Raw genomic sequence first — 14,874 nt, 5'->3', positions numbered from 1 at the left:
CCCTTAACCTTTGGCCTTCACCGCGCGTTGACGCACCGCTTCGTAGAGACAAACACCTGTCGCTACAGACACATTCAAACTAGAAACCACACCAGCCATAGGCAGTTTCACTAGATAATCACACTGTTCACGAGTCAAACGGCGCATACCATCGCCTTCTGCACCCATTACAATAGCCGTTGGAATAGATAAATCTTGCTCGTAAATGGTTTGCGTTGCCTCGCCTGCTGTGCCAAAAATCCACACACCTTGATCTTGTAACTTCTTCATCGTTCGAGCTAGGTTGGTTACCGCGTAAACAGGAATGCTTTCCGCTGCACCACACGCCACTTTGCTAACCGTTGCATTTAAGGGTGCTGAATTGTCTTTCGGCATAACAACAGCATGAGCACCAGCGGCATCTGCACTACGTAAGCACGCGCCTAAATTATGCGGATCAGTCACACCGTCTAAGATAATAATCAATGGTGTTTCATCTAAACCCGCTACCAAAGTATGCAAGTCAGCTTCACTTCCTGCTTTGTTCATTGTGGTATAAGCCACAACGCCTTGGTGAACAGCACGCTCTTTGTTCTTAGTAAAAAGCTGATCCAATTCTTTACGTGGTACCACGCTGTAGCGCACTTTGTTGGCTTTACAAAGCTGTACTAGTCGTTGGTTTTTCTTATCATCACGGCCTTCTTGAAAGCGTACTTCTTTGACGCGTTCTGGCTGTTGAGTCAATGCGTTTTCCACAGCATGAATGCCGTATATCCATTCTAAATCTGACATTATCTACTCTATTAATTTGGGGGCATACGCCCCCCCTTTTATTCATCTAGAAAGCTCGATTCAGAGCTTCTGATCAGTCTTTTGCTTTTGGCTTAGCATTGCTCTTTTTCGGTTTCTTAGGCTTTTTCGGTTTTTTAGTAGCCGCCGTAGTTGGCTTACCATTTGCCGACACAGTACCCGACTTTTTCTGTCTAATACGTTTGCCTTTAGAGGCTGGCGAACGACGTTTTTTCTTCGCCTTACCATCCGACTCTTTGCCATCTTTCGATGGCTTAGCGTCTTTCGACTTGTCACCTTCTACTTTGGCAGCAGACTTGGGTTTAGAGCGGCCACCTAATTCAATCGGCGGCAACTGAGCCAATTGCATTTCAAGCTCGGTTTTATCGGTACGTTCAACTTTTTTGCGCGCTGGGCGAGTACTTCCTTCATCCAAGCTCAAATCAATCTTACGCTGTTCCAAGTTCACATTAGACACGCGAACTTTTAACGTATCGCCAAGGCGGAACACACGACCTGTGCGCTCACCGACAATCGCTTGATGTTCCATATCATGAACAAAGTAATCCTGCCCAAGACCAGAAATATGCACCAATCCATCAACGAACAAACCTTGTAGCTCAACGAACAAACCAAACGAGGTCACGGCGGTAACAACACCGTCAAACGGTTCGCCCAAATGCTGTTCAACGTATTGGCATTTCAACCAAGCTTCAACATCACGCGTAGCTTCGTCTGCACGGCGTTCGGTCACAGAACAAGAATCCCCTAAACCGTCCATATCAGCGTGGTTGTAACCGTAGATTTTGCGTTCTTTCAGTTCTGGGCTGCCCGCCACTCGGTGTGCCTGACGCACTTCCGGACGGCCTTCGCCACGAATCAAATAACGTATCGCACGATGCACCAACAAATCTGGGTAACGACGAATTGGCGATGTAAAGTGCGTATAAGCTTCATAATTCAAACCAAAGTGGCCCAAATTATCCGCTTGATATACCGCCTGAGACATAGAACGCAACATCATAGTCTGAATACTGCGAGCATCCGCTCGGTCTTTAATCGCTTCAGAAAGTGCCGCATAATCCGTTGGCGTCGGTTTAGTACCGCCTGTTAGTTCTAAACCTAGCAAGCCAAGGTAGGTTCGTAAGGTTAACAAACGGTCGTCTTTTGGCCCTTCGTGAACACGGAACAAAGCCGGCAAATCCGCTTTAATCAATAGCTCTGCTGCGGCCACGTTGGCACACAACATACATTCTTCGATTAGCTTATGGGCATCGTTACGTTCTACAGGAATAATGTGCTCAATCTTAGAGTTTTCGTCGAACACCATGCGAGTTTCGATGGTATCGAACTCCATCGCACCGCGCTCATCACGAGCACCTTTCAAGACATGATACAAACCATTTAAATCATCGATATGTGACACGATAGACGCGTAACGTTCACGCAGCTCAATGCCTTGCTCTTCCGGTTCATCCGCGATCATTTTCGCGACTTTGCTGTAAGTTAAGCGCGCATGAGAGCGGATAATGCCTTCATAAAACTTAAAGCCACGCATCTTGCCTTTGGATGTCAAAGAGATTTCAGCAACCATCGCCAAACGGTCAACATCTGGGTTCAATGAACACAAGCCGTTCGACAGTACTTCTGGCAACATAGGAATAACGCGACCAGGGAAATAAACCGAGTTACCACGAACAATGGCTTCTTCATCTAACGCCGTGTCTTTTTTCACATAATGAGAAACATCGGCAATGGCAACAAACAGTTTCCAGCCACCCGGTGTTTTTTCACAATATACGGCGTCATCAAAATCACGCGCATCTTCGCCATCAATAGTGACAAACGGAGTATCACGCAAATCAACACGATGCGCTTTGTCTTCTTCTGCCACTTCTGTGCTGAAGTTTTTAACTTGTTTTTCAACCGCTGCAGGCCACTCGTTAGGAATTTCATAACGATGCATCGCCACTTCAATTTCAACGCCCGGCGCCATAAAGTCGCCAAGGACTTTTTTCACTAAACCCTGAGCCGGTTTACCGCGCTCAGCGTAGCTAACAATTTCGGCCAACACATATTGACCATGAGCCGGCGTTAAACCCGATTCTGTAGTGATCAAGATATCTTGTGCGATACGCGGGTTTTCTGGGGTCACAAAAGCGGTACGGCTTTCTTCATAGTATCGACCTACAAGTTGCGTGTGCTTACGTTCTAGCACTTCAACCACGACACCATCTAAGCGACCTTTAACGCTACGACCAGAAAGACGGGCTTTGACTTTATCGCCATCCATCACGTTCTGCATTTGACGGGCAGATAAGAAAATATCGTCATCGCTTTGACGCAACAAGAAACCATGACCTTCTTTATTGCCTTGAACGTAACCTTCAATCAGGTCACTTTCTAAAATCGGCGAGTATTCGTCATTTTGATTGCTGGTCATTTGATTGTCTCGGCACATAGCGATGAGACGACGACGGAGGGCTTCAATTTCGTCTTCGCCAGTCAGCGAAAACGCTTTGCATAAATCAAAATGACCCATGCTTTTATTTTGGGTGGCAAGAAACTCTAGAATGAATTCACGGCTTGGTACGGGATTGTCGTACTTAGACGCTTCTCGCTGCTTGTGGGGATCGTTAATATTTTTATTACTCAATGTATTTTTATCCTTGGTTTTTTCAATAAGACGCCCTTTTATAAAATAGAAATATGAACATCTCACTATTCAGAACATTTGCAGTACTCGCTGTCACTTCTGATAAGTTACTTCTAATAGCCTTATCTGCAAGTCACTGTCACGCTCAATTGTTTACCATTATAGAGTATATTCACCAAATACTCTCGAAGTTAGCGACGCTCTTAGCATTATCTGCACACTCTCTTTGAGTTAATTTGGTAATTACACAACAAATAGCCCTTATGACTCGATATCAGTCTGTCTTTTACCAGCATTTGTAATGCCATTTTGACCTAAGCGAAATATTTTCATTACTAAATTGTCTAAATTTCGGGCAAAAACGATGAACCCATCGAATTATCTGATCCTTTCGCTCTTCATTATTACTGCCTGTGGCGTACCAAATTCATTTCAGCCATCACTTTGGTGGAAATTTCTTCCACAGACAGTTTTGTCGAATTCAAATAAGGAATACGCTCTTGGCGATATAAAGACTCCACTTCATCCACCTCATAGCGGCACTGACGAGAGGAGGCATATTTACTTGCTGCCATTCGACCCGTTCGGATTTCATGCAGACGCTGGGCGTCTATGGTCAAACCAAATAGCTTCTTCTTATGATCTTTCAACACCTTAGGCAAACCAGGTGTAGAAAAGTCATCTTCGGTAATTGGGTAGTTTGCCGCCTTGATACCGTACTGCATCGCCAAGTACAAACTAGTCGGTGTTTTACCGGAGCGAGACACGCCCAACAAGATAATATCCGCCTCGGCAAAATTCTTCACCGATGCCCCGTCATCGTTCGCCAACGCGTAGTTTATGGCGTCTATCCGACCGTCATAAACGCCCTCTTTCATGCCGTGGGCTTTCTGTGCCGTAGGCTGAGCTTTCACTCCTAAAGCTTGCTCTATGGGTGACAGCAAATCACCGAACAAGTTGTAACAATGGCAATCGCATGACTCAATAATATCGCGAATAGAGGCATCAGATATCGTATAAAAAACCAGCAAAGCAACACCGCTATTCAGTTCCAAATTAATCTGCTGCTTCAACCCTTCTGCCTGATCTTTGGTAGTCAAAAAAGGCACACTTTTTGTCTCTACCGCCACATCAAAAAACGACAACATCGCCGACCCAAATACCTCAGCGGTAATCGCTGTTCCATCAGAGACAAAATACACTTTCATTCAATATTTACCTATTTTGTTGTTATCTAACGACATTCGTTTTTTCGATTGAAATAAAACTACATCGAATAATCGATTTTATTCAAAGCGACTCACCTACATACAATGAACCCAGATCAAGTGCTTTGACAAGTGCCTGACATACTAGGAAAAACTGGCTAAGAACTATTCCTACCATTAATTTATATAAAAACTGGAGTCTCTTGTGAGCAAGTTTATTAAGTGGTTTAAAGATCTTCATATGGAAGATGTCGGCGAAGTTGGCGGTAAAAACGCCTCTTTAGGTGAAATGATTTCTAACCTGACAGACCTTGGCATTCAAGTGCCAAACGGTTTCGCAACCACTTCCTATGCTTATCAAAGCTTCATTACTGAAAGCGGCCTAGACGAAAAAATCCATCAAGCACTAGACGCATTGGATGTAGACGATGTTCACGCCCTTGCTGAAACAGGCGTTAAAATTCGCCAATGGATTGAAGACGCTTCTTTCTCTGCTGAGTTTGACCGTGAAATCGAAGCCGCCTTCGCAACACTTTGCGACGACAACGCAGAGGAAACCTCTTTTGCCGTTCGCTCTTCTGCCACGGCAGAAGATTTACCAGATGCCTCTTTCGCGGGCCAGCAAGAAACTTTCCTAAACGTAAAAGGCTTGGCAGACATCAAGGCATCAATTAAACGCGTGTTTGCTTCTCTCTTTAACGATCGTGCGATTTCTTACCGCGTTCACCAAGGTTTTGAACACCAAGGTGTGTCTTTATCCGCAGGCATTCAAAAAATGGTACGCAGTGACATTGGCGCTTCTGGCGTCTTATTCACCCTAGACACGGAATCAGGCTTTGACGAAGTAGTTTTCATCACCGCCGCTTACGGGCTTGGTGAAATGGTCGTACAAGGTACAGTTAACCCAGACGAATACTATGTTCACAAGCCAACACTAGCTGCCAATCGCCCAGCGGTTGTCCGCAAAAGCCTTGGTAGCAAAGCACAAAAAATGGAATACGCCGAAGCAGAAAGCGATGACGAATTCGTCAAAATCGTCCCAGTGGCTTTGGATGACCAAAACCGTTTCGCACTGACAAACGACGAGGTTCAAGACCTTGCTCGCCAAGCCTGCATCATTGAAAAACATTACCAACGTCCAATGGACATTGAGTGGGCGAAAGACGGCATCGACGGCAAAATCTACATTGTTCAAGCGCGTCCAGAAACCGTTCGTAGCCAAGCCAATGCCCAAAGCATGGAACGTTACAACCTGAAAAAAACCTCTCAGGTGATGATCACTGGCCGCGCCATTGGTCACAAAATCGGCACAGGTGCAGTAAAAGTTTTGTCTTCTATCACCGAAATGGATCGCATCCAACCGGGCGACGTTCTAGTGACCGACATTACCGATCCAGATTGGGAACCTATCATGAAACGTGCTTCAGCGATTGTCACCAATCGTGGTGGTCGTACATGTCACGCAGCGATTATCGCTCGTGAATTAGGCATTCCAGCGGTCGTGGGCTGTGGCGATGCAACCGACGTATTGCAAGACGGCCAAGTCGTCACCGTATCCTGCGCACAAGGCGACATGGGCTTTGTTTACCAAGGCGAATTGCCATTCGACATCATCACCTCTGAAGTCGGCAACATGCCAGAACTGCCAGTAAAAATCATGATGAACGTGGGCAACCCAAACCGCGCCTTTGACTTTGCCATGTTACCAAACGCTGGCATCGGCTTGGCTCGCTTAGAATTCATCATCAACCGCATGATAGGCATTCACCCGAAAGCCTTATTGAACTATGCAGAAATGACACCCGCGTTGCAGGAAGAGATCAACCACCGCATAGCCGGCTACAACAGCCCAGTGGAATTCTACGTCGACAAACTGGTCGAAGGCGTCGCAACATTGGCGTGCTCTTTCTCTCAAAAACCAGTCATCGTGCGATTATCTGACTTCAAATCAAACGAATACCACAACCTTGTGGGTGGGCCTTTGTTTGAACCAGATGAAGAAAACCCAATGCTTGGCTTCCGTGGCGCAGCTCGCTACATCGACGACTCGTTCCGCGATTGCTTCGCCCTAGAATGTGAAGCCATCCGCCGCGTTCGTAACGACATGGGCTTAACCAACGTACAAATCATGATCCCATTTGTTCGTACCTTGGAAGAAGCACAACAAGTCACCGAACTGCTTGCTGAACAAGGCTTGGCTCGTGGCGAAAATGGCCTGAAAGTCATCATGATGTGCGAACTACCGTCCAACGCCCTATTGGCTGACGAGTTCCTAGAATACTTCGACGGCTTCTCAATCGGCTCTAACGACTTGACTCAGCTAACACTCGGACTTGACCGCGACTCAGGATTGATCGCAGACAAATTCGACGAACGTAACCCAGCGGTTAAAAAACTGCTAAAAATGGCAATCACCGCCTGTCGTGAACAAGGTAAATACGTCGGCATCTGCGGCCAAGGCCCATCCGACCACGCCGACTTCGCCGACTGGTTAGTGGCCCAAGGCATCGAAAGCATGTCTCTTAACCCAGACACAGTGATCGAAACTTGGCTACACCTTGATGAAGTATTGAAAAATACCGAATTGAACAACAAAGCCATTTAAAGAAATATTCCCGTTACCTCGCAGTAATACCAGACATGGCGTAACGGGAAAACAGTCTGCGTTTGGTGATGTATTTTTTAATGCAGCGCCAAATCAGAATGCTGTGTAAAAGCAGCGCGTGACCTTATCGTAGTCACTCCCTAGTTTTATAGCCCCGCTTTGCGGGGCTTTTTTTTGAGTCCCTTCCCCCTTTTTCATCGAAAAAACATCTTTCCCGCGAAGGCGGGAATCCATTACTTTTGGTGAATAAAAAATCAGCTTCCACTCAAACGCTTTGTATTCCCAACCTTTATTCCGCCCTGCTGAGTGGGCTAGTTCCTTCCCCTTTCTTCAAGGGGAAGGTTAGGATGGGGTTGCTCTTTGGTTTCCATTCAAACACTTTGCATTCCTAACCTTTATTCCGCCCTGCTGGGCGTGTAACTTTTGCCAATCAATGCAAAAGTAACCAAAAAATCTTTTATCGGGCTATCGCCCAAACGTCTCATTCACTTTGTTTATTATCAATTTTAGTAAGACGATTTTTATCGTAAGGCATAGATTGTTTTTACAAGCTAGAGAGAAGGTATTTTTAACTGACCCTGAAACTCCATAAGGTCGCGCAACTTCGTCGCGTCGAACGGACTTCATCATAGAGGCTAGATTTTCGTAGGGCATCATGAGCGCAGCGTAATGTGCCGCTGAAAGCGAAGCTTTCATTGTTTCCACTAAAAGCCCATACGTAGACACGTCACTTCCCACAAGTGGACAAGCGCCCGCCAAGGCGGGAATCAAGCTCTTATGGTCTAGGATCTCGGCTTTAGCCCGACGCGGAATTCGTGTTGCATTCAAACGCAAAAGGTTAAGTTTACTAAGCACCAAGTCCCTTCCCCTTTTGTCTTCCAAGGGGAAGGCGGAGGATGGGGTTAATCTCTTGCTCAGACTCGATTCAAGTGCCTTACTCAACTGCTCTTTTTTGAACCAAAAATCAAAACACAATTTATGGGTAGATATACAGTTTATTTTTGAAGTAGACGCATTTTTGCGCGTTTAGCCATTTTAAATAAACCAATTATGCACGTTTGTACTAGTAGAAAGTAAAAAAGTCTTCTAATATCAATGAATAAGGATTCACAGAGCAGAAATAACGCGCTGTGGATAAATGAAATAACACGCACGCTCGCTTTTCCAGTTTTAAATTTTGTTAGTATCTCTATTAATGGCTTTAGAGTCAGTGACTTATAGTGATAATAAGGAAGTTTCTGAAATGTGTAAACGCGCATGCGCATTAACAAAATGTTAGCGCTACTAATTTTTACTCTCGTGTATAAGTCGCGAATTTAGGATAAAACATGAAAGATTACGTAAACCAGTTAGACAAGGAAACGCGAAAGGTAGATTTCGACTCGTTTGATATATCTGTTAAAGAGTTAGTTTCGATGTCTGATGAAGGGATAGTCGATATTGCCCCTGAATATCAAAGACAATTTAGATGGCCTCATGAAAATCAATCAAGGTTAATTGAGTCAGTTCTTCTAGGTATTCCTGTTCCAAGTCTATTTATGGCCGCAAATAAGGATGGGTCTTGGGAGTTAATAGATGGTGTTCAGAGGTTAAACTCGTTAATTCATTTTGTTGGGACTGATGAACAGTTAGAAAAGTTTGGTTTTGAATCAAATTTAGTTCTCAAGGGCTTGGATGTATTAACCGAGTTTAATAACTCGAGCTTTAAAGATTTACCTCAAACTTTGAAACTGAAATTTAATTTAAGACCACTTAAAGTTACTACTTTAAGTGATAAGAGTGATCTAAAAGTCCGCTTTGATCTTTTCGAAAGGTTAAATACTGGTGGTATTAAATTAACCGATCAAGAAATTCGCGCTTGTGTATTTAGAGGTCAATTTAATGACTTCCTTACTGAGTTATCAGAAAATGAGCATTTCAATTCCGTAGTAAACCTTCCTAAAGCAAAAAGTAATGATGGTACTAAGAGCGAATTAATCTTAAAATTTTTTGCATATAAAAATAATCGAGATAAATTTGATCATAGTGTAGTTGACTTCCTTAATGACTATATGGCAGATGCTTTAATTTCATTTAATTACAAAAAGAACCGTTCTACATTTGAGAGAACTTTTGAAGCACTAGCTAACGATTTACCTGATGGAATAAAAAGAGGAAATAGGAGTACAACACCTTATAACCTTTTCGAAGCTATAACCATTGGTGCGGCTGACGCTATTGAGGAAGGGTTAGATATACTTGGTAAAGACGTGTCAAATTGGATAAATGATGATGAACTTACAAAGTTAACTTCTTCGGCAACCAATTCTAGACCTAAATTAAAAGCACGTATTGCATATGCCTACGATAGGTTCAAATAGGATGTATCAGACTGTCGAGTTAGAGATAAGAGATAGGCTAAATCAATCAAAAGAATTGATTAGCCATATTTCTAGTTTGGAAACGGTTGAACAAAGTTCTGATTTGTTAAAAATTCAAAAAGGTTTCCTATTTATTTCGCTGTATTCTTCTATCGAATATACAATAACAAGTGTTGTTTCTAGGTTTTTAGAACTCGTAAGTCAAGAAGAGTTAAAGCCAATGGAGTTTAAAAAATATTTATTATGTACCGTATTAGATAATAAATTTAAAGCCTTATTGGGTAGTAGCAAAAAAACGGTCTGGAATAAGAAAAAAGAACTTTTCGATGCATTATTTTCCTCAGAGCCTGCGATTATAGATGATTCTGTTTTTCCTACGGATGGTATTAATATTTCGCAACAACAGATTGAGGACATTTGGCAAATTTTTCACTTACCAGGGGACGCTATTCCAACTGGCGTAAACGCTTGGATTTTAAAAGAAATAAAAGATCACCGTAATGCTATTGCACATGGTAGGGAAAAGGCTGTAACTATTGGTGGTCGTTATACTGGACAAACTCTTACGCAAAGAGTCGCGGATGTAGAGACTCTTTGTTTTCATATTGTTGCTGGGTTTGAAAGCGTTTCTGTCAGCAAAGAATATAAATACTCTGGAGCAGTGTAGTGCTAACAAGTCGTTTAAAAGGGCAAAAGCACATGCCCTGAGGATCGCTTAATAAAAGTAAAACGAATAGTTTCAAATATCGCAGCAACAAACCCAAATGATGCCAAGATATTCTATGAGTGTATCTTCGGACTTGAGCTTGTCATGGATCACGGATGGATTAAAACCTATAGCTCAGGTGAGGAAATGACTACACAGATTAGTGTGGCATCTGAGGGTGGCTCAGGGACTCCTGTACCAGATTTGTCCATAGAAGTTGATGAACTTGATACAGTACTAAAAAGAGTTAAAGATAAAAATATTCAAATTGAATACGGTCCAGCGTCAGAACCTTGGGGTGTTCGTAGGTTTTACGTTCGTGATCCGTTTGGGAAACTAATTAATGTTCTTCAACATGAATAGCCCCCAACAATTACGCTATAACAAAGCCATTAAATTCGCTCCCTACGGTCGCCGGACGCTCGCAAGCTCGCGCCGTTTATGGCGGCGTTAAATGAAGTATAGAGAAAACGATGAATAATGAATCATTACTAGACTTTCGAGAAAGACTAGATAGTAATACTGGATTAGTTTCCAAACGTAGAATACTGGTTACACTGTCATTGTTACTTCTTGCGATACAATTTACTGGTGCTGTCTTTAAAGAAGCTAATACATTTATCTTTAAAATTGAGTTCATCAATCAAAGCGGGCTAAGTGTATTTTTGCTCTTAGCTGTCGTCATTTTGATGGTTCGTTATTACAGCTATGCACATGAGTATCATCAAGAGCTATTCAAACTCATGGCTGAAAGAATGATGTCTAACTATAAAATATTTAGATTTAACCGCCACACTGAAAACATATCAGGTTTGCTTGGAGACGGAATTGGTCTTTTTGGTGGTGATGAACCAGGATTACAAGACGCCAAGTACGAAACTGACGGTTTTTTGAGACGTAAAATCGTCTACCAAAAGGAATATCGTAACAAAGATGGTAGCGAGCTGTTAGACGAGGACGTCTCATTAAACAGATACAATGAAAAATGGACTCGATGGGACTTTTTCATGCTTTATTCTTATGAATTGAGGTACCGTTTGGAAGCATTATTGAAATATAGAGAAAACCTTGATCTTTGGGGGCCTTACTTTCTAGGCTCTACAGCTATAGCTCTTACTTTGATAAAGCTGGATATCGAAACAATTCAAAACCTATGGTTGGCAATAACAACATAACAAAGCGTTTAAGACAGATTCACAACGTTCGGTATTTTCGGTTTGATTCAGCTTTAGTGTTTACGGCACAATGTTTAGGTTCGGTGTTGGCGTTGCTCACTAATTAACGCGGCGTTATATCCCTACAAGGAGGGTCTTATGCAACATACATTTACCAAGCGAGTAGCCTCCTATGTCGAGGCGGAGTTATCAAGTGCTAGGGAGGCAAGGTCAGCAGGTAATGCTAAGCAAGAATTTAGTCATTTGGAACGGGCGCATGTGCTTGGGCAAGAGTCAACGTATTGGCACGTTAGGGTCCATGTGCTGATGTTGGCATGGGCTATCCGCAATGGCTCAACCCGGGAAGCACTGGGTCAGCTATTTCGTATTGTTGGCGCTGCGACTAAAACCGCTTTTGGCTTAGTGCCGCAAGGTAATACCGGTGGCGCAAATGTTAGCCCTTTTAAAACAATGCCTATTAATCATGACTTGGCCACTTTGATTCAAAAGGCTAAGTCCGGTATATAACCTTACGCGTCACACTGATGCCCTCTACGTTAGGACGATGCCGCCATTACCATTATCTCGAGTCGATATCATTGCTAAAAAAGTAGCCGATAAATACTAATTATGATCAGATGAAAATTAACCATATTTGTCTAACCATAATACCCAACGGCGCATCACGCTTCGCTCATGACGCCCTACGTTTTTGTTCTCCATCCAGCAAGGTCTGTTCGACGCAACGAAGTTGCGCGACTTTATGGAGTTTCAGAGTCATTGTTTGACGATCTATCTCCAACCGAATAAATAATCTATGCCTTACGATATAAATCGTTTTGCTAAAGCTAAAGTAAAAAATTGTGCATCAGACGTTTGGGCGATAGCCCGATAAAAGATTTTTTGGTTACTTTTTTATCGATTGAAAAAAGTTACCCGCTCAGCAGAGCGGAAATAAAGGTCGGGAATACAAAGCGTTTGAATGGAAGCCTTGATAAAGCCTAGCGCAGCAAAACCAACGCCCTCTCCACACAAATAGCTGAATGCGCGTCATTCGCCGCATAAAGAATCTGATTTTCTTTAAGTGGATACGCGCCCCAGTTGGATTTTTGGGCGCCTTTGCCAAGGCGTTTTCCCAGTACCATGGCGACGGCGGCGCGGGCGCCGATGCTGTTTTTCTCTCCGGCGAGTTGCTTTAAGGTGACAGACAAGTCTTGCGTGTTGGTGATGTCGATGTTGAGTTTGTTTCGCAGTTCTTTGTTGTCGTCTTTGATGCCGAAGCCAATTTTTTTGATCTTTGGGTTTTCTAGTATTTCCTTCGCTGCCGCCACAGCACTAAGAAATCGAACAGGAAACAGAAACGCTTTTGACTCGGTGGCAAGCTGAATGAGCGATGGACCTGGGCTGACCTGGCCTTTCTGGAAAATCGGTTTGCTTTCGGTGTCGAATCCAATAGACGTTTCGTTTTTAAGTGCTGTTATGGCTTGTGCGGCATCAAGTTCGTTTTCAACGATGATGATGTCATGAAGGCCAAGGCCAATATACAAGGGTAATTGGCTAATCTGTTCCTTGGTAGGACGTTCCATTCTGTGTCTCTTGTTTCTTTAGGCTTTTTTTAGATCAAACAGCACGTCGTGGATTTCTGCTTTTAGCTCTTTATCTATGATTTTGTTGCTGTGGATTTTGGCTTGTTCTAGATACTCAATAGCAGCGGCGTTGTCTCCAAGCTCTAGTTTCAGTTGAGCGGCAGCGAAGCCAATGGAGGAAAGGTAATCTTTGGAGTTTATAGCGGCGGCTTTTTCTAAGGCTTTGTCATAGATAACAATCGCCTGTTCTAGGTCGTCGGTAAAGTCGCCTAGGGTTTCCCATTGTACTGGGTGGTCTTTGTCTGTGCCATCGTTGTCATCACAAATGGCTTTCAATTCCGCATAATAGCCGTCAAAACCCGCTTGGTCTTTTTTGTTGGCGCAAGTCATAAGCTCTTTGGCTAGATACAGTACTTCTTTGTATATTTTGGTGTTCATATTTTACTCTGTTTGAGGCATTCGATTATGCAATAACGAGTATGGTAATTTTAATAGATGATTTATGACAGCTTTTCGGTGAGTTATTGATAAGAAGGGCTTTAACAAGGGCCCTTCTTTTCCTACAACACGGCCTAAACTTTTAGTTTTGACCCAATAAGACATGCTGAATAGTCGGATGATGACGGTCAGAATGCTTTGAAGCGATAGAGTCGTCCTCACGATCATAACGGCTAAAAGCATCACTACCAGTCAGACGTTTTTCCACGGCCTCGATGTGGTCTGCATCATCTTTATTGACGCGAGGTATGCAATATACATGCTTTAGATAGGTAAAAAATTTCTCACATAATACATTGTTTGCCTGCCAACCTTTGTCTAATTTTAACAGGCGATTCACTAGTTGTGGGCCATCAATGGCTGTTAGCACTAGACCTTCAATGTTGTAGCAAGCATTGCCCAAAGTGATCACTCGTTTGCCCATTAGCAGTGATTCCATTCCAACAGTTGAATTGATGGTCACGACAGCCTGTGCTTTTTCGATTAATTCGGCTGTCGAGTTCCCATTTGCAAATAAACCAATTTCGTCTTTGTTGTATAAAGATGAATAATGTTTATGCCAAGAAGGATGCTCTTTGAATACCACTTTTAATGAAGGATCGTTGAGCTTTTTTACTGCTTTTATGACTTCATCGTAAAGCATCTCCATAGAATTAATCCAAGGAGAGTAGCAAACAATTTGCGTATCATGAGGTACTTGAAATGGGACAAAAATGAAGCGCTCAGGCAAAGCCGCTGGCTGAAATTTTTGGCGCTTTTTAATATTACTACGAGGAACTATGTCAGGTGCTGAAAATTCAAGTTCATTGTTTGGGTCAAATTCTAGATAAAATTTTGGGTCATTGCTCAATGAAGAGGAATAATTAACGCCTTTCGGATCCAAGGAAACGGTCTGAGGCAACAATCCATTTTCAAAGTAGAACACGTTAATTCCTAGACTTTTAGCAGCCATATCGACAGTCACATTAGGCAGTTTCCGACCGTTCCAAATGACCACTGTGTCTGGCTTTTTGTCAGCCAATACAGCGATGGCTTTCGCATACCTTAGGCGCTCAATACCCGTCAGAACGGTGGTGTATAGGTTACTGAGACTTGTACTATTCCAAATTGGGTTAACGGCCCGCTTTCTTTTCAGCTGCTCTTGCATAATGTGGCTAAAATCAGCAGCAAAGGCTTTTTTCAAATACAATAAAGACGTAAGTTTGGGCAACCCTGTAATGTATAGCTGAGCATTAATATTGAGACGTGCCGTTAGGATTTTGTAATATCTAGCATGTACATTTTTTCGAGTAATAAATAAATAGTTCATAGTGTCACTCCCGCTGTATGCCTT

12 protein-coding genes are annotated in these 14,874 nt (G+C 43.0%); 6 read left to right on the top strand and 6 right to left on the bottom strand.

The annotated features are described in order from the left end of the window. Window positions 1–3 precede the first annotated feature (3 nt). From rlmB to KDW99_RS06135, 3 genes are all read right to left on the bottom strand, one after another. Window positions 4–771, bottom strand: a complete 768-nt coding sequence (rlmB, locus tag KDW99_RS06145) for a 23S rRNA (guanosine(2251)-2'-O)-methyltransferase RlmB (protein WP_114411642.1) — start codon at window positions 769–771, stop codon at window positions 4–6. Window positions 772–844: 73 nt separating this feature from the next. After that, window positions 845–3,424 (bottom strand): ribonuclease R, encoded by a 2,580-nt coding sequence (gene rnr, locus KDW99_RS06140; RefSeq protein ID WP_255828416.1) that lies wholly within the window; start codon window positions 3,422–3,424, stop codon window positions 845–847. A 404-nt stretch (window positions 3,425–3,828) separates the two neighbouring features. After that, on the bottom strand, window positions 3,829–4,632 hold the full coding sequence (locus tag KDW99_RS06135; protein ID WP_255828415.1) for a pyruvate, water dikinase regulatory protein: 804 nt from the start codon (window positions 4,630–4,632) through the stop codon (window positions 3,829–3,831). 205 nt (window positions 4,633–4,837) lie between these two features. Here KDW99_RS06135 and ppsA point away from each other — a divergent pair, with 205 nt between their 5' ends. The 6 genes from ppsA to KDW99_RS06105 all read left to right on the top strand — a co-directional run bounded on the left by ppsA (window position 4,838) and on the right by KDW99_RS06105 (window position 11,985). Beyond that, window positions 4,838–7,237: a phosphoenolpyruvate synthase gene (gene ppsA / locus KDW99_RS06130; protein WP_255828413.1), complete on the top strand. Its 2,400-nt coding sequence runs from the start codon at window positions 4,838–4,840 to the stop codon at window positions 7,235–7,237. A gap of 1,328 nt (window positions 7,238–8,565) precedes the next feature. Then, the gene (locus KDW99_RS06125; protein WP_255828411.1) at window positions 8,566–9,597 is read left to right on the top strand and encodes a DUF262 domain-containing protein; all 1,032 of its coding nucleotides are present in this window, start codon (window positions 8,566–8,568) and stop codon (window positions 9,595–9,597) included. Window position 9,598: 1 nt separating this feature from the next. After that, a complete protein-coding gene (locus KDW99_RS06120) occupies window positions 9,599–10,264 on the top strand; it encodes an MAE_28990/MAE_18760 family HEPN-like nuclease (protein WP_255828409.1) in 666 nt (221 codons plus the stop codon). Window positions 10,265–10,315: 51 nt separating this feature from the next. Then, complete coding sequence (locus tag KDW99_RS06115; RefSeq protein WP_370646895.1) at window positions 10,316–10,666, top strand: VOC family protein; 351 nt, start codon at window positions 10,316–10,318, stop codon at window positions 10,664–10,666. A 110-nt stretch (window positions 10,667–10,776) separates the two neighbouring features. Next, on the top strand, window positions 10,777–11,478 hold the full coding sequence (locus KDW99_RS06110; RefSeq protein WP_255828408.1) for a hypothetical protein: 702 nt from the start codon (window positions 10,777–10,779) through the stop codon (window positions 11,476–11,478). A gap of 138 nt (window positions 11,479–11,616) precedes the next feature. Continuing rightward, complete coding sequence (locus tag KDW99_RS06105) at window positions 11,617–11,985, top strand: DUF3703 domain-containing protein (protein WP_255828406.1); 369 nt, start codon at window positions 11,617–11,619, stop codon at window positions 11,983–11,985. A 473-nt stretch (window positions 11,986–12,458) separates the two neighbouring features. Here KDW99_RS06105 and KDW99_RS06100 read toward each other — a convergent pair whose 3' ends face one another. The 3 genes from KDW99_RS06100 to KDW99_RS06090 form a co-directional block, all read right to left on the bottom strand. Then, a complete protein-coding gene (locus tag KDW99_RS06100) occupies window positions 12,459–13,043 on the bottom strand; it encodes a 3'-5' exonuclease (RefSeq protein ID WP_255828404.1) in 585 nt (194 codons plus the stop codon). A gap of 18 nt (window positions 13,044–13,061) precedes the next feature. Next, the gene (locus tag KDW99_RS06095; protein WP_255828403.1) at window positions 13,062–13,481 is read right to left on the bottom strand and encodes a tetratricopeptide repeat protein; all 420 of its coding nucleotides are present in this window, start codon (window positions 13,479–13,481) and stop codon (window positions 13,062–13,064) included. 142 nt (window positions 13,482–13,623) lie between these two features. Then, window positions 13,624–14,850, bottom strand: a complete 1,227-nt coding sequence (locus KDW99_RS06090) for a capsular polysaccharide export protein, LipB/KpsS family (protein ID WP_255828402.1) — start codon at window positions 14,848–14,850, stop codon at window positions 13,624–13,626. Window positions 14,851–14,874: the final 24 nt, after the last annotated feature.

It is taken from the genome of Marinomonas rhizomae (assembly GCF_024397855.1).
Lineage (GTDB): Bacteria > Pseudomonadota > Gammaproteobacteria > Pseudomonadales > Marinomonadaceae > Marinomonas > Marinomonas rhizomae_A.
The sequence above is the reverse complement of the archived record's forward strand: the minus strand, read 5'-3'. Positions and strand labels throughout refer to the sequence as shown.